Source organism: Caballeronia telluris (genome assembly GCF_001544495.1).
GTDB lineage: Bacteria > Pseudomonadota > Gammaproteobacteria > Burkholderiales > Burkholderiaceae > Caballeronia > Caballeronia telluris.
In genome coordinates this window covers 42578-55156 of sequence record NZ_FCNZ02000029.1, presented here as the reverse complement: position 1 = coordinate 55156, position 12579 = coordinate 42578, and the positions used below count along the sequence as shown (strand labels likewise).

The window sequence follows — 12579 nt, the reverse complement described above, 5'->3', positions numbered from 1 at the left end:
AGTCGCCTTTGAAGTTCAGCCGCTTAACTACCGCCGCCACCCCTTCCGTTCTGCGTCGCTGCATCAGCAGCAGAGAAACGAGATTATGAACAACGTTTCGCTTTTCGTCAACAGATTTTTTTCACTACCGAATCCGCTAACTTCGCCGCATCGCCCCGTCCCACAAGGCTTTGCGGCTCGCGTGCCGCACTCACTTCCCGCTTCCTTCGCCACTCATCGAGCAGCGAAGGAACGGAATTCTAGTGCCCACCCGCGCGTTGCGCAAGCGCTTTCTCAAAGAATTTTAGCGATGATTGAATACCGGCTTACGCTTCTCGACGAACGCAGCCATTCCTTCCTTTTGATCGTCGGTCGCGAACAGGGAATGGAACAGGCGGCGTTCAAAATGGACGCCCTCTGCAAGTGTCGTTTCATAAGCGCGATTGACCGATTCCTTTGCCATCATCACCGCGGGCAACGAGAAGCTTGCGATAACCGTCGCAGCATCGACGGCCTCCTCGAGACAACGATCCGCCGCCACGACGCGCGACACGAGACCCGCCCGCTCAGCCTCGTCGGCATCCATAAAGCGCGCGGTCAGGCACAAGTCCATCGCCTTGGCCTTCGATACCGCCCGCGGCAACCGCTGCGTGCCGCCAGCGCCCGGAATGACGCCCAGCTTGATCTCCGGCTGTCCGAACTTCGCGGTGTCAGCGGCGATGACGATGTCGCACATCATCGCGAGTTCACATCCGCCGCCCAGCGCAAAGCCCGACACGGCGGCGACGATCGGCTTGCGAATCGAGCGGATGGCCTCCCAGTTGCGCGTGATGTAGTCGCCCTTGTAGACGTCCATATAGGAATAGCTGGCCATCATGCCGATGTCCGCGCCGGCGGCAAACGCCTTCTCGCTACCGGTCAGGACGATCGCGCCGATGTCGTCGTCCGTGTCGAACTGCTTCAGCGCGGCGCCGAGTTCGTCCATCAAGGCGTCGTTCAGTGCATTGAGCGCCTTCGGCCGGTTGAGGGTGATGACGCCAACCCGTCCCCGCGTCTCGGTCAAGATATTCTCGTAAGCCATCCATTCCTCCTATCAGTGTCCATGTTCGGTCAGTCGCGAAAACGCTTTTCGCGTGCATCTCAATAATGCTAACATTGGCAAACCAACCGGTCGGTTAATTAATCGACTTGCCGCCATCCACGTTTTTCTATCCCCCTGCCACCATGACACATCCGCTATTCACGAAGCACCAGGCGACGCTCGACAAGGCGCTCGCAGCCATCGAAACGCGCGGCTACTGGAGCCCGTTCGCCGAGATGCCGAGCCCCAAAGTGTACGGGGAAACCGCTAACGCGGATGGCGAGGCAGCGTTCAAAAGCCACCTGAGCCGCACCTTCGAACTCGACCAGCCGTCCACAGGCGACACGGTAGGCAGCGAGCGGTCGCCGTTCGGCATTGCGCTCGATATCCGCTACCCGAAGGCCGATCCCGACGCGCTCCTCGCTGCTTCCGCCATCGCGCAGAAGGACTGGCGCGCAGCGGGTCCGCAAGCGTGGGTCGGCGTGAGCCTCGAAATCCTGTCGCGCCTGAACCGCGCGAGCTTCGAAATCGGTTACAGCGTGATGCATACGACCGGCCAAGCCTTCATGATGGCGTTCCAGGCGGGCGGCCCGCACGCGCAGGACCGCGCGCTCGAAGCTGTCGTCTACGCGTGGGATCAGCTTCGCCGCATTCCCGCAGAAGCACATTGGGAGAAGCCGCAGGGCAAGAACCCGCCGCTCGCGATGCAAAAGCGCTTCAATATCGTTCCGCGCGGCACCGGCCTCGTGCTCGGCTGCTGCACCTTCCCGACCTGGAACGGCTATCCGGGCCTCTTTGCCGATCTCGCGACGGGCAACGCGGTGATCGTCAAGCCGCACCCGGGCGCGATTCTGCCGCTCGCCGTCACGGTGCGCATTGCCCGCGAGGTGCTGCGCGAAGCCGGCTTCGATCCGAACGTCGTGACCCTCCTCGCGACCGAACCGAACGACGGTTCGCTCGTGCAGGACCTCGCCGTGCGCCCGCAGATCAAGTTGATCGACTTCACTGGCAGCACGCAAAACGGCACCTGGCTCGAGCGCAACGCGCATCAGGCGCAGGTTTACACCGAAAAGGCCGGCGTCAATCAGATCGTGATCGATTCCGTCGACGACATGAAGGCGGTCGCACGCAATATCGCGTTCTCGCTGGCTCTTTACTCAGGCCAGATGTGCACGGCGCCGCAAAACATCTATGTGCCGCGCGACGGCATTCGCACGAACGAAGGCACGCTTTCCTTCGACGACGTCGCGAAATCGCTCGCGGGCGCAGTCGAAAAACTCGTCTCCGATCCGGCTCGCGCCGTCGAACTTACGGGCGCGATCCAGAACGACGGTGTGGTCCAGCGCATCGAGGAAGCGCGCAAGCTGGGCGTCGTGCTGACCGACAGCCAGTCGCTCGCGCATCCCGCTTTCCCCGACGCCCGCGTCCGCTCCCCGCTGATGCTGACGCTCGACGCCCGCACCGACGCCGCTCAGTTCACCAAGGAATGGTTCGGACCGATCTCGTTCGTGATCGCGACGGATTCCACGGCGCAATCGCTCGAACTGGCGGGTTCCATCGCGGCCGAGCACGGCGCGCTCACGCTTTCCGTCTACAGCACGGACGACGCGACCATCGATGCCGCGCAGGAAGCCGCCATTGAGGGCGGCGTCGCGCTGTCGATCAACCTGACGGGCGGTGTCTTCGTCAACCAGTCGGCTGCGTTCTCGGACTTCCACGGCACGGGCGCGAACCCCGCAGCGAACGCCGCGCTCGCGGACGCCGCGTTCGTCGCAAACCGCTTCCGGGTCGTTCAGAGTCGAGTGCATGTTGCACCGAAAGCCGCGCCCGCGGAAGTCGGCCAGAAGGCGTAAGCCGAAATGCAGTGCCGATGGCCTACGCCGTTCGGCCGAATGGAAAATGCCCGTGCCGGCGGCTAGTATCGGCGCTGGAACTGGCATGTTGGGTGCGGAGCCTGGAGGAGACACCATGTCCGAAAAATCGATTCTGCATCACATCGACGGCGATTCGCGCGTCGCCACGCTCACGCTCAACCGCCCGGACAAGCTGAACAGCTTCACCCGGGCGATGCACGCGGAACTGAGCCACGCGCTCACGGAAATCGAGGCGAGCAACGCTCGCGCGCTCGTCATCACCGGCGCGGGACGCGGCTTTTGTGCCGGTCAGGATCTCGCGGATCTCGACTTCACGCAGAATTCCATGACCGACCTCGGCGACCTGATCGACGAGTACTTCAATCCGCTCGTGCGCCGTCTGCAAGCCATGTCGCTGCCCATCATCGCCGCGGTCAACGGTACGGCGGCCGGCGCAGGAGCAAACCTCGCGATGGCGTGCGACCTGGTGATCGCTGCGCGCTCGGCGAGCTTCATTCAGGCCTTCGTGAAGATCGGCCTCGTGCCGGATTCGGGCGGCACCTGGTTACTGCCGCGACGCGTCGGCGAGGCGCGCGCGCTCGGGCTCGCGCTCACCGGCGAGAAGCTCGGCGCGGAAAAGGCCGAGGCCTGGGGCATCGTCTGGAAAGTGGTGGACGATCAGGAACTGCAGGCCGCCGCCGGGCAACTCGCGGCGCAACTCGCCCAGCAGCCGGCAAGCGCGGTCGCGGCGATCAAGCGTGCAATCCGCGCGAGCGCGAACAACACGCTCGACCAGCAACTCGATCTCGAACGCGACTGGCAGCGCGACCTCGGCGCGTCGCACGACTATGCCGAGGGCGTCGCTGCATTCAAGGAAAAGCGCGCTCCGCGCTTCGAAGGTCTGTGAATTCCGGGAGATACCTGTGACGCCGCAACAACTCGCCGAAGCAACCGCCCAATCCATGTACGAAGCCGACGCGTGCACCCGCGCACTCGGCATCGAGATTCTCGAAGTACGTCCGGGCTACGCGCGCCTGCAAATGAATGTGCGCCCGGACTTCCTGAACGGCCACGACATCTGTCACGGCGGCCTCATCTTCACCCTCGCGGATTCGACGTTCGCGTTCGCCTGCAATTCGTACAACATCAGCACGGTCGCGGCCGGCTGCTCGATCGAATTCCTGCGGGCCGTCAAGGGCGGCGACCGCCTGACGGCAGAAGGCGTCGAGCAAACGCTCAACGGTCGCACCGGAATCTACGACATTCGCGTGACGAACCGCGAAGGCGAAACCGTTGCGATGTTCCGCGGCAAGTCTGCGCAGATCAAGGGCACCGTAATTCCAGTCTGAACGCGCCATCCTCCCGCGCGACGCCGCCGAAAGACCGACCGTGATACACATCGACATGAAGGAGACACCCGATGACCACCCCGCTGCCGCTCGAGCCTATTGAAAAGGCGAGCCGCGACGAACTCGCCGCGCTGCAACTCGACCGCCTGAAATGGTCCCTCAAGCATGCCTATGAGAATTCGCCCGTGTACCGGCGCAAGTTCGACGAAGCAGGCGTGCATCCGGACGACGTGAAATCGCTCGCCGATCTGGCGCGCTTCCCGTTCACCACGAAGAAGGACCTGCGCGACAACTATCCGTTCGGCATGTTCGCCGTGCCGCAGGAGCAGGTTTCGCGCATCCACGCGTCGTCGGGAACGACGGGCAAGCCGACCGTCGTCGGCTACACGGCAAAAGACATCGACACCTGGGCGAATCTCGTTGCCCGCTCGATCCGCGCGGCCGGCGCCCGGCGCGGCGACAAAGTGCACGTGAGCTACGGCTATGGCCTCTTTACCGGCGGTCTCGGCGCGCACTACGGCGCGGAGCGGGCCGGCCTGACCGTGATCCCGTTTGGCGGCGGGCAGACCGAGAAGCAGGTTCAACTGATCCAGGATTTCCGGCCGGACATCATCATGGTCACGCCGAGCTACATGCTGTCGATCGCGGACGAAATGGAACGCCAGGGCATCGATCCGGCGAACTCGTCGCTGCGCATCGGCATCTTCGGCGCGGAACCGTGGACCAACGACATGCGTTCGGCGATCCAGAAACGCATGGGCATCCGCGCGGTCGACATCTATGGTCTATCCGAAGTGATGGGTCCGGGCGTCGCGTCGGAATGCGCGGAAACGCAGGACGGCCCGACAATCTGGGAGGACCACTTCTATCCCGAGATCATCGATCCGGAGACGGGCGAAGTGCTGCCCGATGGCGAATTCGGCGAACTCGTGTTCACTTCGCTGACCAAGGAAGCGCTGCCGATCATCCGCTATCGCACGCGCGATCTCACGCGCCTGTTGCCCGGCACCGCGCGCACGATGCGTCGCATGGAAAAGATCACCGGCCGCTCCGACGACATGATGATCATCCGCGGCGTGAACGTCTTCCCGACGCAGATCGAAGAGTTGCTGTTGAAGCGCGCCGCACTCGCACCGCACTACCAGATCATCCTGACGAGGGAGGGTCCGCTCGACGTGATGACGCTCAATGTCGAGCCGTGTCCGGAATCGGCGCCCGATCACGCCGCGCTCGATAGCGCGAAGGTCGCGCTCGCCTACGACATCAAGGCGCTGATCGGCGTCACCGCGATCGTGAACGTGCTGGGGCTGAACGGAATCGAACGGTCGGTCGGCAAGGCGCGGCGCGTAGTGGATCGCCGGAACGTCGTTTGAGTGTCAAGGCTCTGCGCTCGCGGCGCTGATCGGCCACGAGCGCTTCAGGAATTGCGTGCGCTTTAGGAATTAGGCAACAAAAGCCACATCCGGCCGCCTTGCTTCATTCTCCCGGCGAGATCGCCGGCGTCGTCGCCGAGTCCCCAGAAGTAGTCGGCACGCACGCCGCCCTTGATCGCGCTGCCCGTGTCCTGCGCGAACACGAGGCGATTCATCGGCGAATTGCTGAGCGGCCGCGTCGTCTGAAGGAAGACCGGCGTGCCGAGCGGGATGGCCGAAGGATCGACCGCGATCGAACGTTCGGGCGTGAGCGGCACGCCGAGCGCGCCGACCGGCCCGTCGCCCGTCTGCGCCGCGAGCGCGTCGTTCGACGGCATCTCGCGGAAGAACACGAAGCGCGGGTTGACGTCGAGCAGCGCATCGACTCGCGCCGGATTTGCCTTCGCCCACGCCTTGATGCCTTGCATCGTCGCCTGCGCGGGCGTCAGCTCGCGGCGATCGAGCAACTCGCGACCGATCGACCGGTATGGCTGATTGTTCGTCCCGCCGAAGCCGACGCGCATCACGCTGCCGTCTTCCATCACCACGCGTCCCGAGCCCTGCACCTGCAGGAAGAACGCCTCGATCGGGTCGTCGACCCAGACGAGTTCATTGCCGTTCAGCACGCCCGACGCTTCGAGCTGCGCGCGCGCCGGAAGCTGCGCGCCGGGCTTGTAGCGATACGGCCAGCGATACAGCGCGTATTGGTACGGCCCGCGACGCGTGCGCGCGCCGCGCAGGAGCGGCTCGTAGTATCCGGTCACGAGACCGTCGAGCGTTCCGTCCGTGTTCGCCAACTGGAAGGGCGTGAAATAGGTTTCGAAGAAGTCGCGGGCGGCCGACATGTCGAGGTCGTCGAGCCGCTGGGCCGCCGCGCACGCCTTACGCCACGACGCCTGCTGAGCGAGACGGTTGCAGTTCTGGCGCAGCGCGGCCGTCGCGCCGATCAGCGAATCGTCCTGCCAGCCGGGCACCTGCTGCCAGCTCACCGCGGTCAGGCGCGACGCCGCGCGCTGCCCCGTCACGATCGGCGTGCCTGTCGGCGACACGCCTTTACCCGTCTTGATCGCTCCGCCGCCGCCGCACGACGCGAGCATCACCGCCGCTGCTATCGAAGCCACCCACGAAGCCGCCCGGACCGTCACGCCGGTGTCCGGCCGCATGAAACGCATACAATGTTCGTTCTTGATGGGAACCGCCATGTCTGATCTGTTCGACGAATATCCAATGCTGATTTTTGCGCTCGAGTCGCTCGCAGCGCTGTTCCTGCTGATCTTTATCGTCGCGTGGACGGCGTCGGGCAAGAAGAAAAACCGGGCGAACGATTCGGCGAATAACCGCTGATTCAGTTCTAGTGCAGCGTGCGAGGCATGTGCAGCGCGAATTCCGCGACCGGCGCCTCGAAGCGCTCGCCATCTTCCGCCACGCAGAAATACTCGCCGCGCATCGTGCCGACGGGCGTCGCGATCACTGCCCAGCTCGTGTACTCGAACTGCTCGCCGGGCGGCAACAGCGGCTGATGCCCGACCACGCCGAGCCCCTTCACTTCCTGCACGCGGTCGTCGCTATCGGTGATGATCCAGTGACGCGCGATCAATTGCGCCGTCACTTCGCCCGTGTTGCGGATCGTCAGCGTGTAGGCGAAAGCGTACTGGTGGCTGTCCGGATCGGATTGTTCGGGCAGATAGCGCGTCGCGACGGACACGCTGAATTCATACTGGGCCATCGTTTTTCCAATTCGAGATTCGATACGGGCGCCCGGCGCGGGACGGCGAAAACACAGCTTGCACCGCTTGGTGACGCATTCTGCTTGATGCCGCCTGTGGCCGCAACACGCAGCGGCCGCCAGATTTACCGCCGCCATGGCCGATCGGACAGGCGCCCAACACGCGGTGTCGCGGTAAAATGACGCCTTTTAGCTTGCCACCGGCCCATGCCATGACGCAATTTCGCATCGCCCCGAGCATCCTCTCCGCCGACTTCGCCAGGCTCGGCGAGGAAGTCCGCAATGTCGTCGCGGCGGGCGCCGACTGGATCCACTTCGACGTGATGGATAACCATTACGTGCCGAACCTGACGATCGGGCCGCTGATATGCGAGGCGATCCGCCCGCATGTCGACGTGCCGATCGACGTGCATCTGATGGTGCGCCCGGTGGACCGGATCATTCCGGACTTCGCGAAAGCCGGAGCCAATGTGATCAGTTTTCACCCGGAAGGTTCGGATCACATCGACCGTTCACTTTCGCTGATCCGCGATCACGGCTGCAAGGCCGGCCTCGTCTTCAACCCGGCCACGTCGCTCAATTATCTCGATCACGTGATGGATCGCCTGGATCTGGTGCTCATCATGTCGGTGAATCCGGGCTTCGGCGGGCAGTCGTTCATCCCCGAGGCGCTCGTCAAGCTGCGCGAAGCGCGCGCGCGCATCGACGCGTACCGCGAGCGCACCGGCCGCGAGATTCATCTGGAAATCGACGGTGGCGTGAAGGTCGACAACATCGCCGACATCGCGGCGGCAGGCGCCGACACGTTCGTCGCAGGCTCGGCGATCTTCGGCAAGGGCGACTACCGGAAAGTGATCGACGAAATGCGGGCAGAACTCGCGAAAGCAGGAGTAAAACAATGAGCGACATCGCCACAGCCGCTGTGCCCGCGTTCACCAACAAGCCGATTCGCGCCGCGATCATCGATCTCGACGGCACGATGGTCGACACCGCCGACGACTTCGTCGCGGCCCTGAACGCGATGCTCGACCGCATCGGCGCGCCGCACACGAAGCGCGAGGAAGTCGTCGGCTATGTCGGCAAGGGTTCGGAAAACCTCATCCGCAGCGTGCTCGCGGTGCGCTTCTCGCCGTCGCAGGCAGCCGCGCAATTCGACGACGCGATCGCCATCTATCAGAGCGAATACGCGAAGATCAACGGCCGCCATTCGACGCTCTTCCCGCAGGTCAAGGAAGGCCTCGAAGCGATGCGCGAGCTCGGCATCGCGCTCGCTTGCGTGACCAACAAGCCGCACCGCTTCGCGGTCGAATTGCTGACGCACTTCGGGCTCGTCGGCTATTTCAAGGTGGTGCTCGGCGGCGACTCGCTCGCGCAGAAGAAGCCCGACCCGCTGCCGATGCTCACCGCGTGCGAGCGGCTCGACGTGCTGCCGCGCGAAACGGTCGCGGTCGGTGATTCGGAGAACGACGCGCTCGCGGGCCGCGCGGCCGGCATGGCAACGCTCACCGTGCCCTACGGCTACAACCACGGCAAGGCTGTGCAAACAGTAAAATCCGATGGTATAGTTTCCACGCTGCATGCCGCAGCGCAGGCGATCGCCGCCACCCTGGCGCCGTCCGCACCCACACCGACTGAATAGTCCACCCTCATGTTTCTGAACAAAAAACGGAGTCTGAGCAGCATCGACCGGGGAGCCTGGCCCTGGCGTCGCTGGTCGCGCTGACCTCGCCTGAGGTACGCTGAAGCTTTCACTTCAGCATCCGTTTTTTGTTTCGCTGCGCATTCCGCGCGCCGATCCCGCTGAATTGCCGTGCCTCGAGTTTGATCGAGGACTGCCCCAAGTCGCATCATTCGTTTGTCGAACGCCTCGTGTCAGGCGCGCCGCTCGTCGACGCGCTGCGCTACCCGGGCGAACGCCGGCGCATGGGGCGGCAGCGAGTTCGACGACGCGCGGAAAATCCTCCCGCAGCGCCCCAGTTTGTGCCCGATGCCGCGTATAACTCCAGAAAGCGCGACACGACAAGGATCGCAAAATGACCGAACTCGAATTCCAATCGCTGGCGAACGAAGGTTTCAACCGCATTCCGCTCATCGCCGAAGCGCTCGCCGACCTCGAAACGCCGCTCTCCCTCTACCTCAAGCTCGCGCAGGCCGAACGCAGCGGCGCCAACTCGTTCCTGCTGGAATCGGTGGTGGGCGGCGAGCGCTTCGGGCGCTACTCGTTCATCGGCCTGCCAGCGCGCACGATGGTCCGCGCGGGCAACGGCGTGTCGGAAGTGGTGCGCGACGGCAAAGTGATCGAGACCGACGAAGGCGACCCGCTCGCGTTCATCGAGCAATTCCAGAAGCGCTTCAAAGTGGCGCAACGTCCCGGTTTGCCGCGTTTTTGCGGCGGTCTCGCGGGTTATTTCGGCTATGACGCGGTGCGCTACATCGAGAAGAAGCTCGCGAACAGCGCGCCGCCCGACGACCTCGGCCTGCCCGATATCCAATTGCTGCTAACGGAAGAAGTCGCCGTCATCGACAACCTCGCGGGCAAGCTCTACCTGATCGTCTACGCCGATCCCGCCGTGCCCGAGGCCTACCCGAAAGCGAAGCAGCGTCTGCGCGAGTTGCGCGCGCGGCTCAGGACGACGGTGCAGCCGCCGGTGACGTCGGCGAGCGTGCGCACGGAAACGTATCGCGAGTTCGCGAAAGAGGATTATCTGAACGCCGTGCGCCGCGCGAAGGAATACATCGCCGCTGGCGAACTGATGCAGGTGCAGGTCGGACAGCGGCTTATCAAGCCGTTTCGCGATAATCCGCTCTCGCTCTATCGCGCGCTGCGCTCGCTGAATCCGTCGCCGTACATGTACTACTACAACTTCGGCGGCGAGTTTCACGTCGTGGGGGCGTCGCCGGAAATTCTCGTGCGCCAGGAAAAGCGCGCCGACGATCAGATCGTCACGATCCGTCCGCTCGCGGGCACGCGTTCGCGCGGCAATACGCCCGAGCGCGACGCCGAACTCGCGACCGAACTGCTGAACGATCCGAAGGAAGTCGCCGAACACGTCATGCTGATCGACCTCGCGCGCAACGACGTCGGCCGCATCGCGCAGACGGGTTCCGTCGCGGTGACGGACAAAATGGTGATCGAAAAATATTCGCACGTTCAGCACATCGTCAGTTCGGTCGAAGGCAAGCTCAAGCCCGGCATGACGAACTACGACGTGCTGCGCGCGACCTTCCCCGCGGGCACGCTCTCGGGCGCGCCGAAAGTGCGGGCGATGGAACTCATCGACGAACTGGAGCCGGTCAAGCGCGGGCTGTATGGCGGCGCCGTCGGCTATCTGTCGTTCAGCGGCGAAATGGATCTGGCGATCGCGATCCGAACCGGCCTCATCCACAAGGGCAATCTGTATGTGCAGGCGGCGGCGGGTGTCGTCGCCGATTCGGTGCCCGAATCCGAATGGCAAGAGACCGAAAACAAGGCGCGCGCCGTGCTGCGCGCCGCCGAGCAGGTGCAGGACGGCCTCGACAGCGACTTCTGACCGGAGAAACGACCATGCTTTTGATGATCGACAACTACGACTCGTTCACCTACAACCTGGTCCAGTACTTCGGCGAACTCGGCGAAGACGTACAGACCTACCGCAACGACGAAATCACCCTCGACGGCATCGCGAAGCTCGATCCGGAACGCATCTGCCTGTCGCCGGGGCCGAGCAATCCGCAACACGCCGGCATCACGCTCGACGTGCTGCGCGAATTTTCCGGCAAGCTGCCGATTCTCGGCGTCTGCCTCGGCCATCAGGCGATCGGCGAGGTGTTCGGCGGACGCGTCGTGCGCGCGCAGACCATCATGCACGGCAAGGTGAGCGAGATCGAAACCGACTGCAAGGGCGTGTTCGCCGACCTGCCGAAGCATTTCAAGGTGACGCGCTATCACTCGCTCGCGATCGAGCGCGAATCGCTGCCGGATTGCCTCGAAGTGTCGGCGTGGACGCCCGACGGCGAGATCATGGGCGTGCGCCACAAGGAACTGGCGGTGGAAGGCGTGCAGTTCCACCCCGAGTCGATCCTGTCCGAGCACGGCCACGCGCTGCTCGAAAACTTCGTGAAGAGCCCGGCGCAAGGCAAGCGCGCGCGATGAGCGAATCGAACATGACCATTACTCCGCAAGAAGCGCTGCAACGCACGATCGAGCATCGCGAGATTTTCCACGACGAAATGCTGCACCTGATGCGCATGATCATGCGCGGGGAGATGTCGCCCGTCATGGCCGCCGCGATCATCACCGGCTTGCGCGTGAAGAAGGAAACGATCGGCGAAATCGCCGCCGCCGCCACCGTGATGCGCGAGTTCGCGAATCACGTCGAAGTCGAGGACAACTCGAACTTCGTCGACATCGTCGGCACGGGCGGCGACGGCTCGCACACCTTCAACATCTCCACCGCGACGATGTTCGTCACTGCGGCGGCTGGCGCTAAGGTCGCGAAGCACGGCAACCGCGGCGTGTCGAGCAAGTCGGGCAGCGCGGACGTGCTCGAAGCGCTCGGCGTCAATATCGACCTGAGCCCGGAACAAGTGGCCGCGTCGATTGCCGAAACGAACATGGGCTTCATGTTCGCGCCGAACCATCATCCGGCGATGAAGAACATCGCGCCGGTGCGCCGCGAACTCGGCGTGCGGACGATCTTCAACATCCTCGGGCCGCTGACCAATCCCGCCGGCGCGCCGAACCAGTTGCAGGGCGTGTTCCACGAGGATCTCGTCGGCATCCAGGTGCGCGTGATGCAGCGGCTCGGCGCGAAACACGTGCTGGTTGTCTACGGCAAGGACGGCATGGACGAAGTGTCGCTCGGCGCGGCGACGAAGGTCGGGGAGTTGCGCGACGGCGAAGTGCGCGAGTACGAGATTCATCCGGAGGACTTCGGCTTGCAGATGGTGTCGAACCGCACGCTGAAAGTGGAAGACGCGCAGGAATCGAAGACGATGCTGCTCGGCGCGCTGAACGACAAGCCGGGCGTCGCGCGCGAGATCGTCACGCTGAACGCGGGCACGGCGCTCTATTCGGCGAACGTCGTGGAATCGATCGCCGACGGCATGCAGGTTGCGCGCGAGGCGATCGCGAGCGGCGCCGCGCGCGAGAAAGTCGACGAACTCGTGCGCTTCACGCAGCAATTCAAAAAGTAACGGG

General features: G+C 63.9%; 12 protein-coding genes. 9 read left to right on the top strand and 3 right to left on the bottom strand.

What is annotated here, in order from left to right; translation table 11 throughout:
* Positions 1-283 precede the first annotated feature (283 nt).
* Positions 284-1060: an enoyl-CoA hydratase gene (locus tag AWB66_RS27165; protein ID WP_087633175.1), complete on the bottom strand. Its 777-nt coding sequence runs from the start codon at positions 1058-1060 to the stop codon at positions 284-286.
* Between the two features lie 143 nt (positions 1061-1203).
* On the opposite strand from AWB66_RS27165, the gene paaN reads away from it, so the two are divergent.
* The 4 genes from paaN (at position 1204) to paaK (ending at position 5635) form a co-directional block, all read left to right on the top strand.
* Positions 1204-2913 carry a phenylacetic acid degradation protein PaaN gene (paaN, locus tag AWB66_RS27160; protein ID WP_087633174.1) on the top strand — a complete coding sequence of 570 codons (1710 nt, stop codon included), beginning with the start codon at positions 1204-1206 and terminating at the stop codon, positions 2911-2913.
* Positions 2914-3028: 115 nt separating this feature from the next.
* Positions 3029-3820 carry a 2-(1,2-epoxy-1,2-dihydrophenyl)acetyl-CoA isomerase PaaG gene (paaG, locus tag AWB66_RS27155; RefSeq protein WP_087633173.1) on the top strand — a complete coding sequence of 264 codons (792 nt, stop codon included), beginning with the start codon at positions 3029-3031 and terminating at the stop codon, positions 3818-3820.
* A 55-nt stretch (positions 3821-3875) separates the two neighbouring features.
* A complete protein-coding gene (paaI, locus tag AWB66_RS27150) occupies positions 3876-4262 on the top strand; it encodes a hydroxyphenylacetyl-CoA thioesterase PaaI (protein ID WP_200819075.1) in 387 nt (128 codons plus the stop codon).
* 71 nt (positions 4263-4333) lie between these two features.
* The gene (paaK, locus tag AWB66_RS27145) at positions 4334-5635 is read left to right on the top strand and encodes a phenylacetate--CoA ligase PaaK (RefSeq protein ID WP_087633171.1); all 1302 of its coding nucleotides are present in this window, start codon (positions 4334-4336) and stop codon (positions 5633-5635) included.
* 62 nt (positions 5636-5697) lie between these two features.
* On the opposite strand, the gene mltA is transcribed toward paaK, so the two are convergent.
* Together mltA and apaG are read right to left on the bottom strand one after the other, a co-directional pair.
* Positions 5698-6954: a murein transglycosylase A gene (mltA, locus tag AWB66_RS27140; protein ID WP_200819074.1), complete on the bottom strand. Its 1257-nt coding sequence runs from the start codon at positions 6952-6954 to the stop codon at positions 5698-5700.
* Positions 6955-7025: 71 nt separating this feature from the next.
* A complete protein-coding gene (gene apaG, locus AWB66_RS27135; RefSeq protein WP_087633169.1) occupies positions 7026-7400 on the bottom strand; it encodes a Co2+/Mg2+ efflux protein ApaG in 375 nt (124 codons plus the stop codon).
* Positions 7401-7612: 212 nt separating this feature from the next.
* Here apaG and rpe point away from each other — a divergent pair, with 212 nt between their 5' ends.
* The 5 genes from rpe (at position 7613) to trpD (ending at position 12575) form a co-directional block, all read left to right on the top strand.
* A complete protein-coding gene (rpe, locus tag AWB66_RS27130; protein WP_087633168.1) occupies positions 7613-8302 on the top strand; it encodes a ribulose-phosphate 3-epimerase in 690 nt (229 codons plus the stop codon).
* On the top strand, positions 8299-9039 hold the full coding sequence (locus tag AWB66_RS27125) for a phosphoglycolate phosphatase (RefSeq protein WP_087633167.1): 741 nt from the start codon (positions 8299-8301) through the stop codon (positions 9037-9039). The genes rpe and AWB66_RS27125 overlap by 4 nt, the downstream gene beginning before the upstream one ends.
* A 394-nt stretch (positions 9040-9433) precedes the next feature.
* Entirely contained in the window at positions 9434-10930 is a 1497-nt protein-coding gene (gene trpE, locus AWB66_RS27120; RefSeq protein WP_087633166.1) for an anthranilate synthase component I, read from the top strand.
* Between the two features lie 14 nt (positions 10931-10944).
* Positions 10945-11532 (top strand): aminodeoxychorismate/anthranilate synthase component II, encoded by a 588-nt coding sequence (locus tag AWB66_RS27115; protein ID WP_087633165.1) that lies wholly within the window; start codon positions 10945-10947, stop codon positions 11530-11532.
* Positions 11533-11543: 11 nt separating this feature from the next.
* Positions 11544-12575, top strand: coding sequence for an anthranilate phosphoribosyltransferase (gene trpD / locus AWB66_RS27110; RefSeq protein WP_087633178.1), 1032 nt, complete (start codon positions 11544-11546; stop codon positions 12573-12575).
* Positions 12576-12579: the final 4 nt, after the last annotated feature.

Coding starts and splice junctions, on each gene's coding strand:
- AWB66_RS27115 (WP_087633165.1), top strand. CDS start 10,945: ATGCTTTTGATGATCGACAACTACGACTCGTTCACCTACAACCTGGTC.
- rpe (WP_087633168.1), top strand. CDS start 7,613: ATGACGCAATTTCGCATCGCCCCGAGCATCCTCTCCGCCGACTTCGCC.
- paaG (WP_087633173.1), top strand. CDS start 3,029: ATGTCCGAAAAATCGATTCTGCATCACATCGACGGCGATTCGCGCGTC.
- AWB66_RS27125 (WP_087633167.1), top strand. CDS start 8,299: ATGAGCGACATCGCCACAGCCGCTGTGCCCGCGTTCACCAACAAGCCG.
- apaG (WP_087633169.1), bottom strand. CDS start 7,400: ATGGCCCAGTATGAATTCAGCGTGTCCGTCGCGACGCGCTATCTGCCC.
- trpE (WP_087633166.1), top strand. CDS start 9,434: ATGACCGAACTCGAATTCCAATCGCTGGCGAACGAAGGTTTCAACCGC.
- paaK (WP_087633171.1), top strand. CDS start 4,334: ATGACCACCCCGCTGCCGCTCGAGCCTATTGAAAAGGCGAGCCGCGAC.
- paaN (WP_087633174.1), top strand. CDS start 1,204: ATGACACATCCGCTATTCACGAAGCACCAGGCGACGCTCGACAAGGCG.
- paaI (WP_200819075.1), top strand. CDS start 3,876: ATGTACGAAGCCGACGCGTGCACCCGCGCACTCGGCATCGAGATTCTC.
- trpD (WP_087633178.1), top strand. CDS start 11,544: ATGACCATTACTCCGCAAGAAGCGCTGCAACGCACGATCGAGCATCGC.
- AWB66_RS27165 (WP_087633175.1), bottom strand. CDS start 1,060: ATGGCTTACGAGAATATCTTGACCGAGACGCGGGGACGGGTTGGCGTC.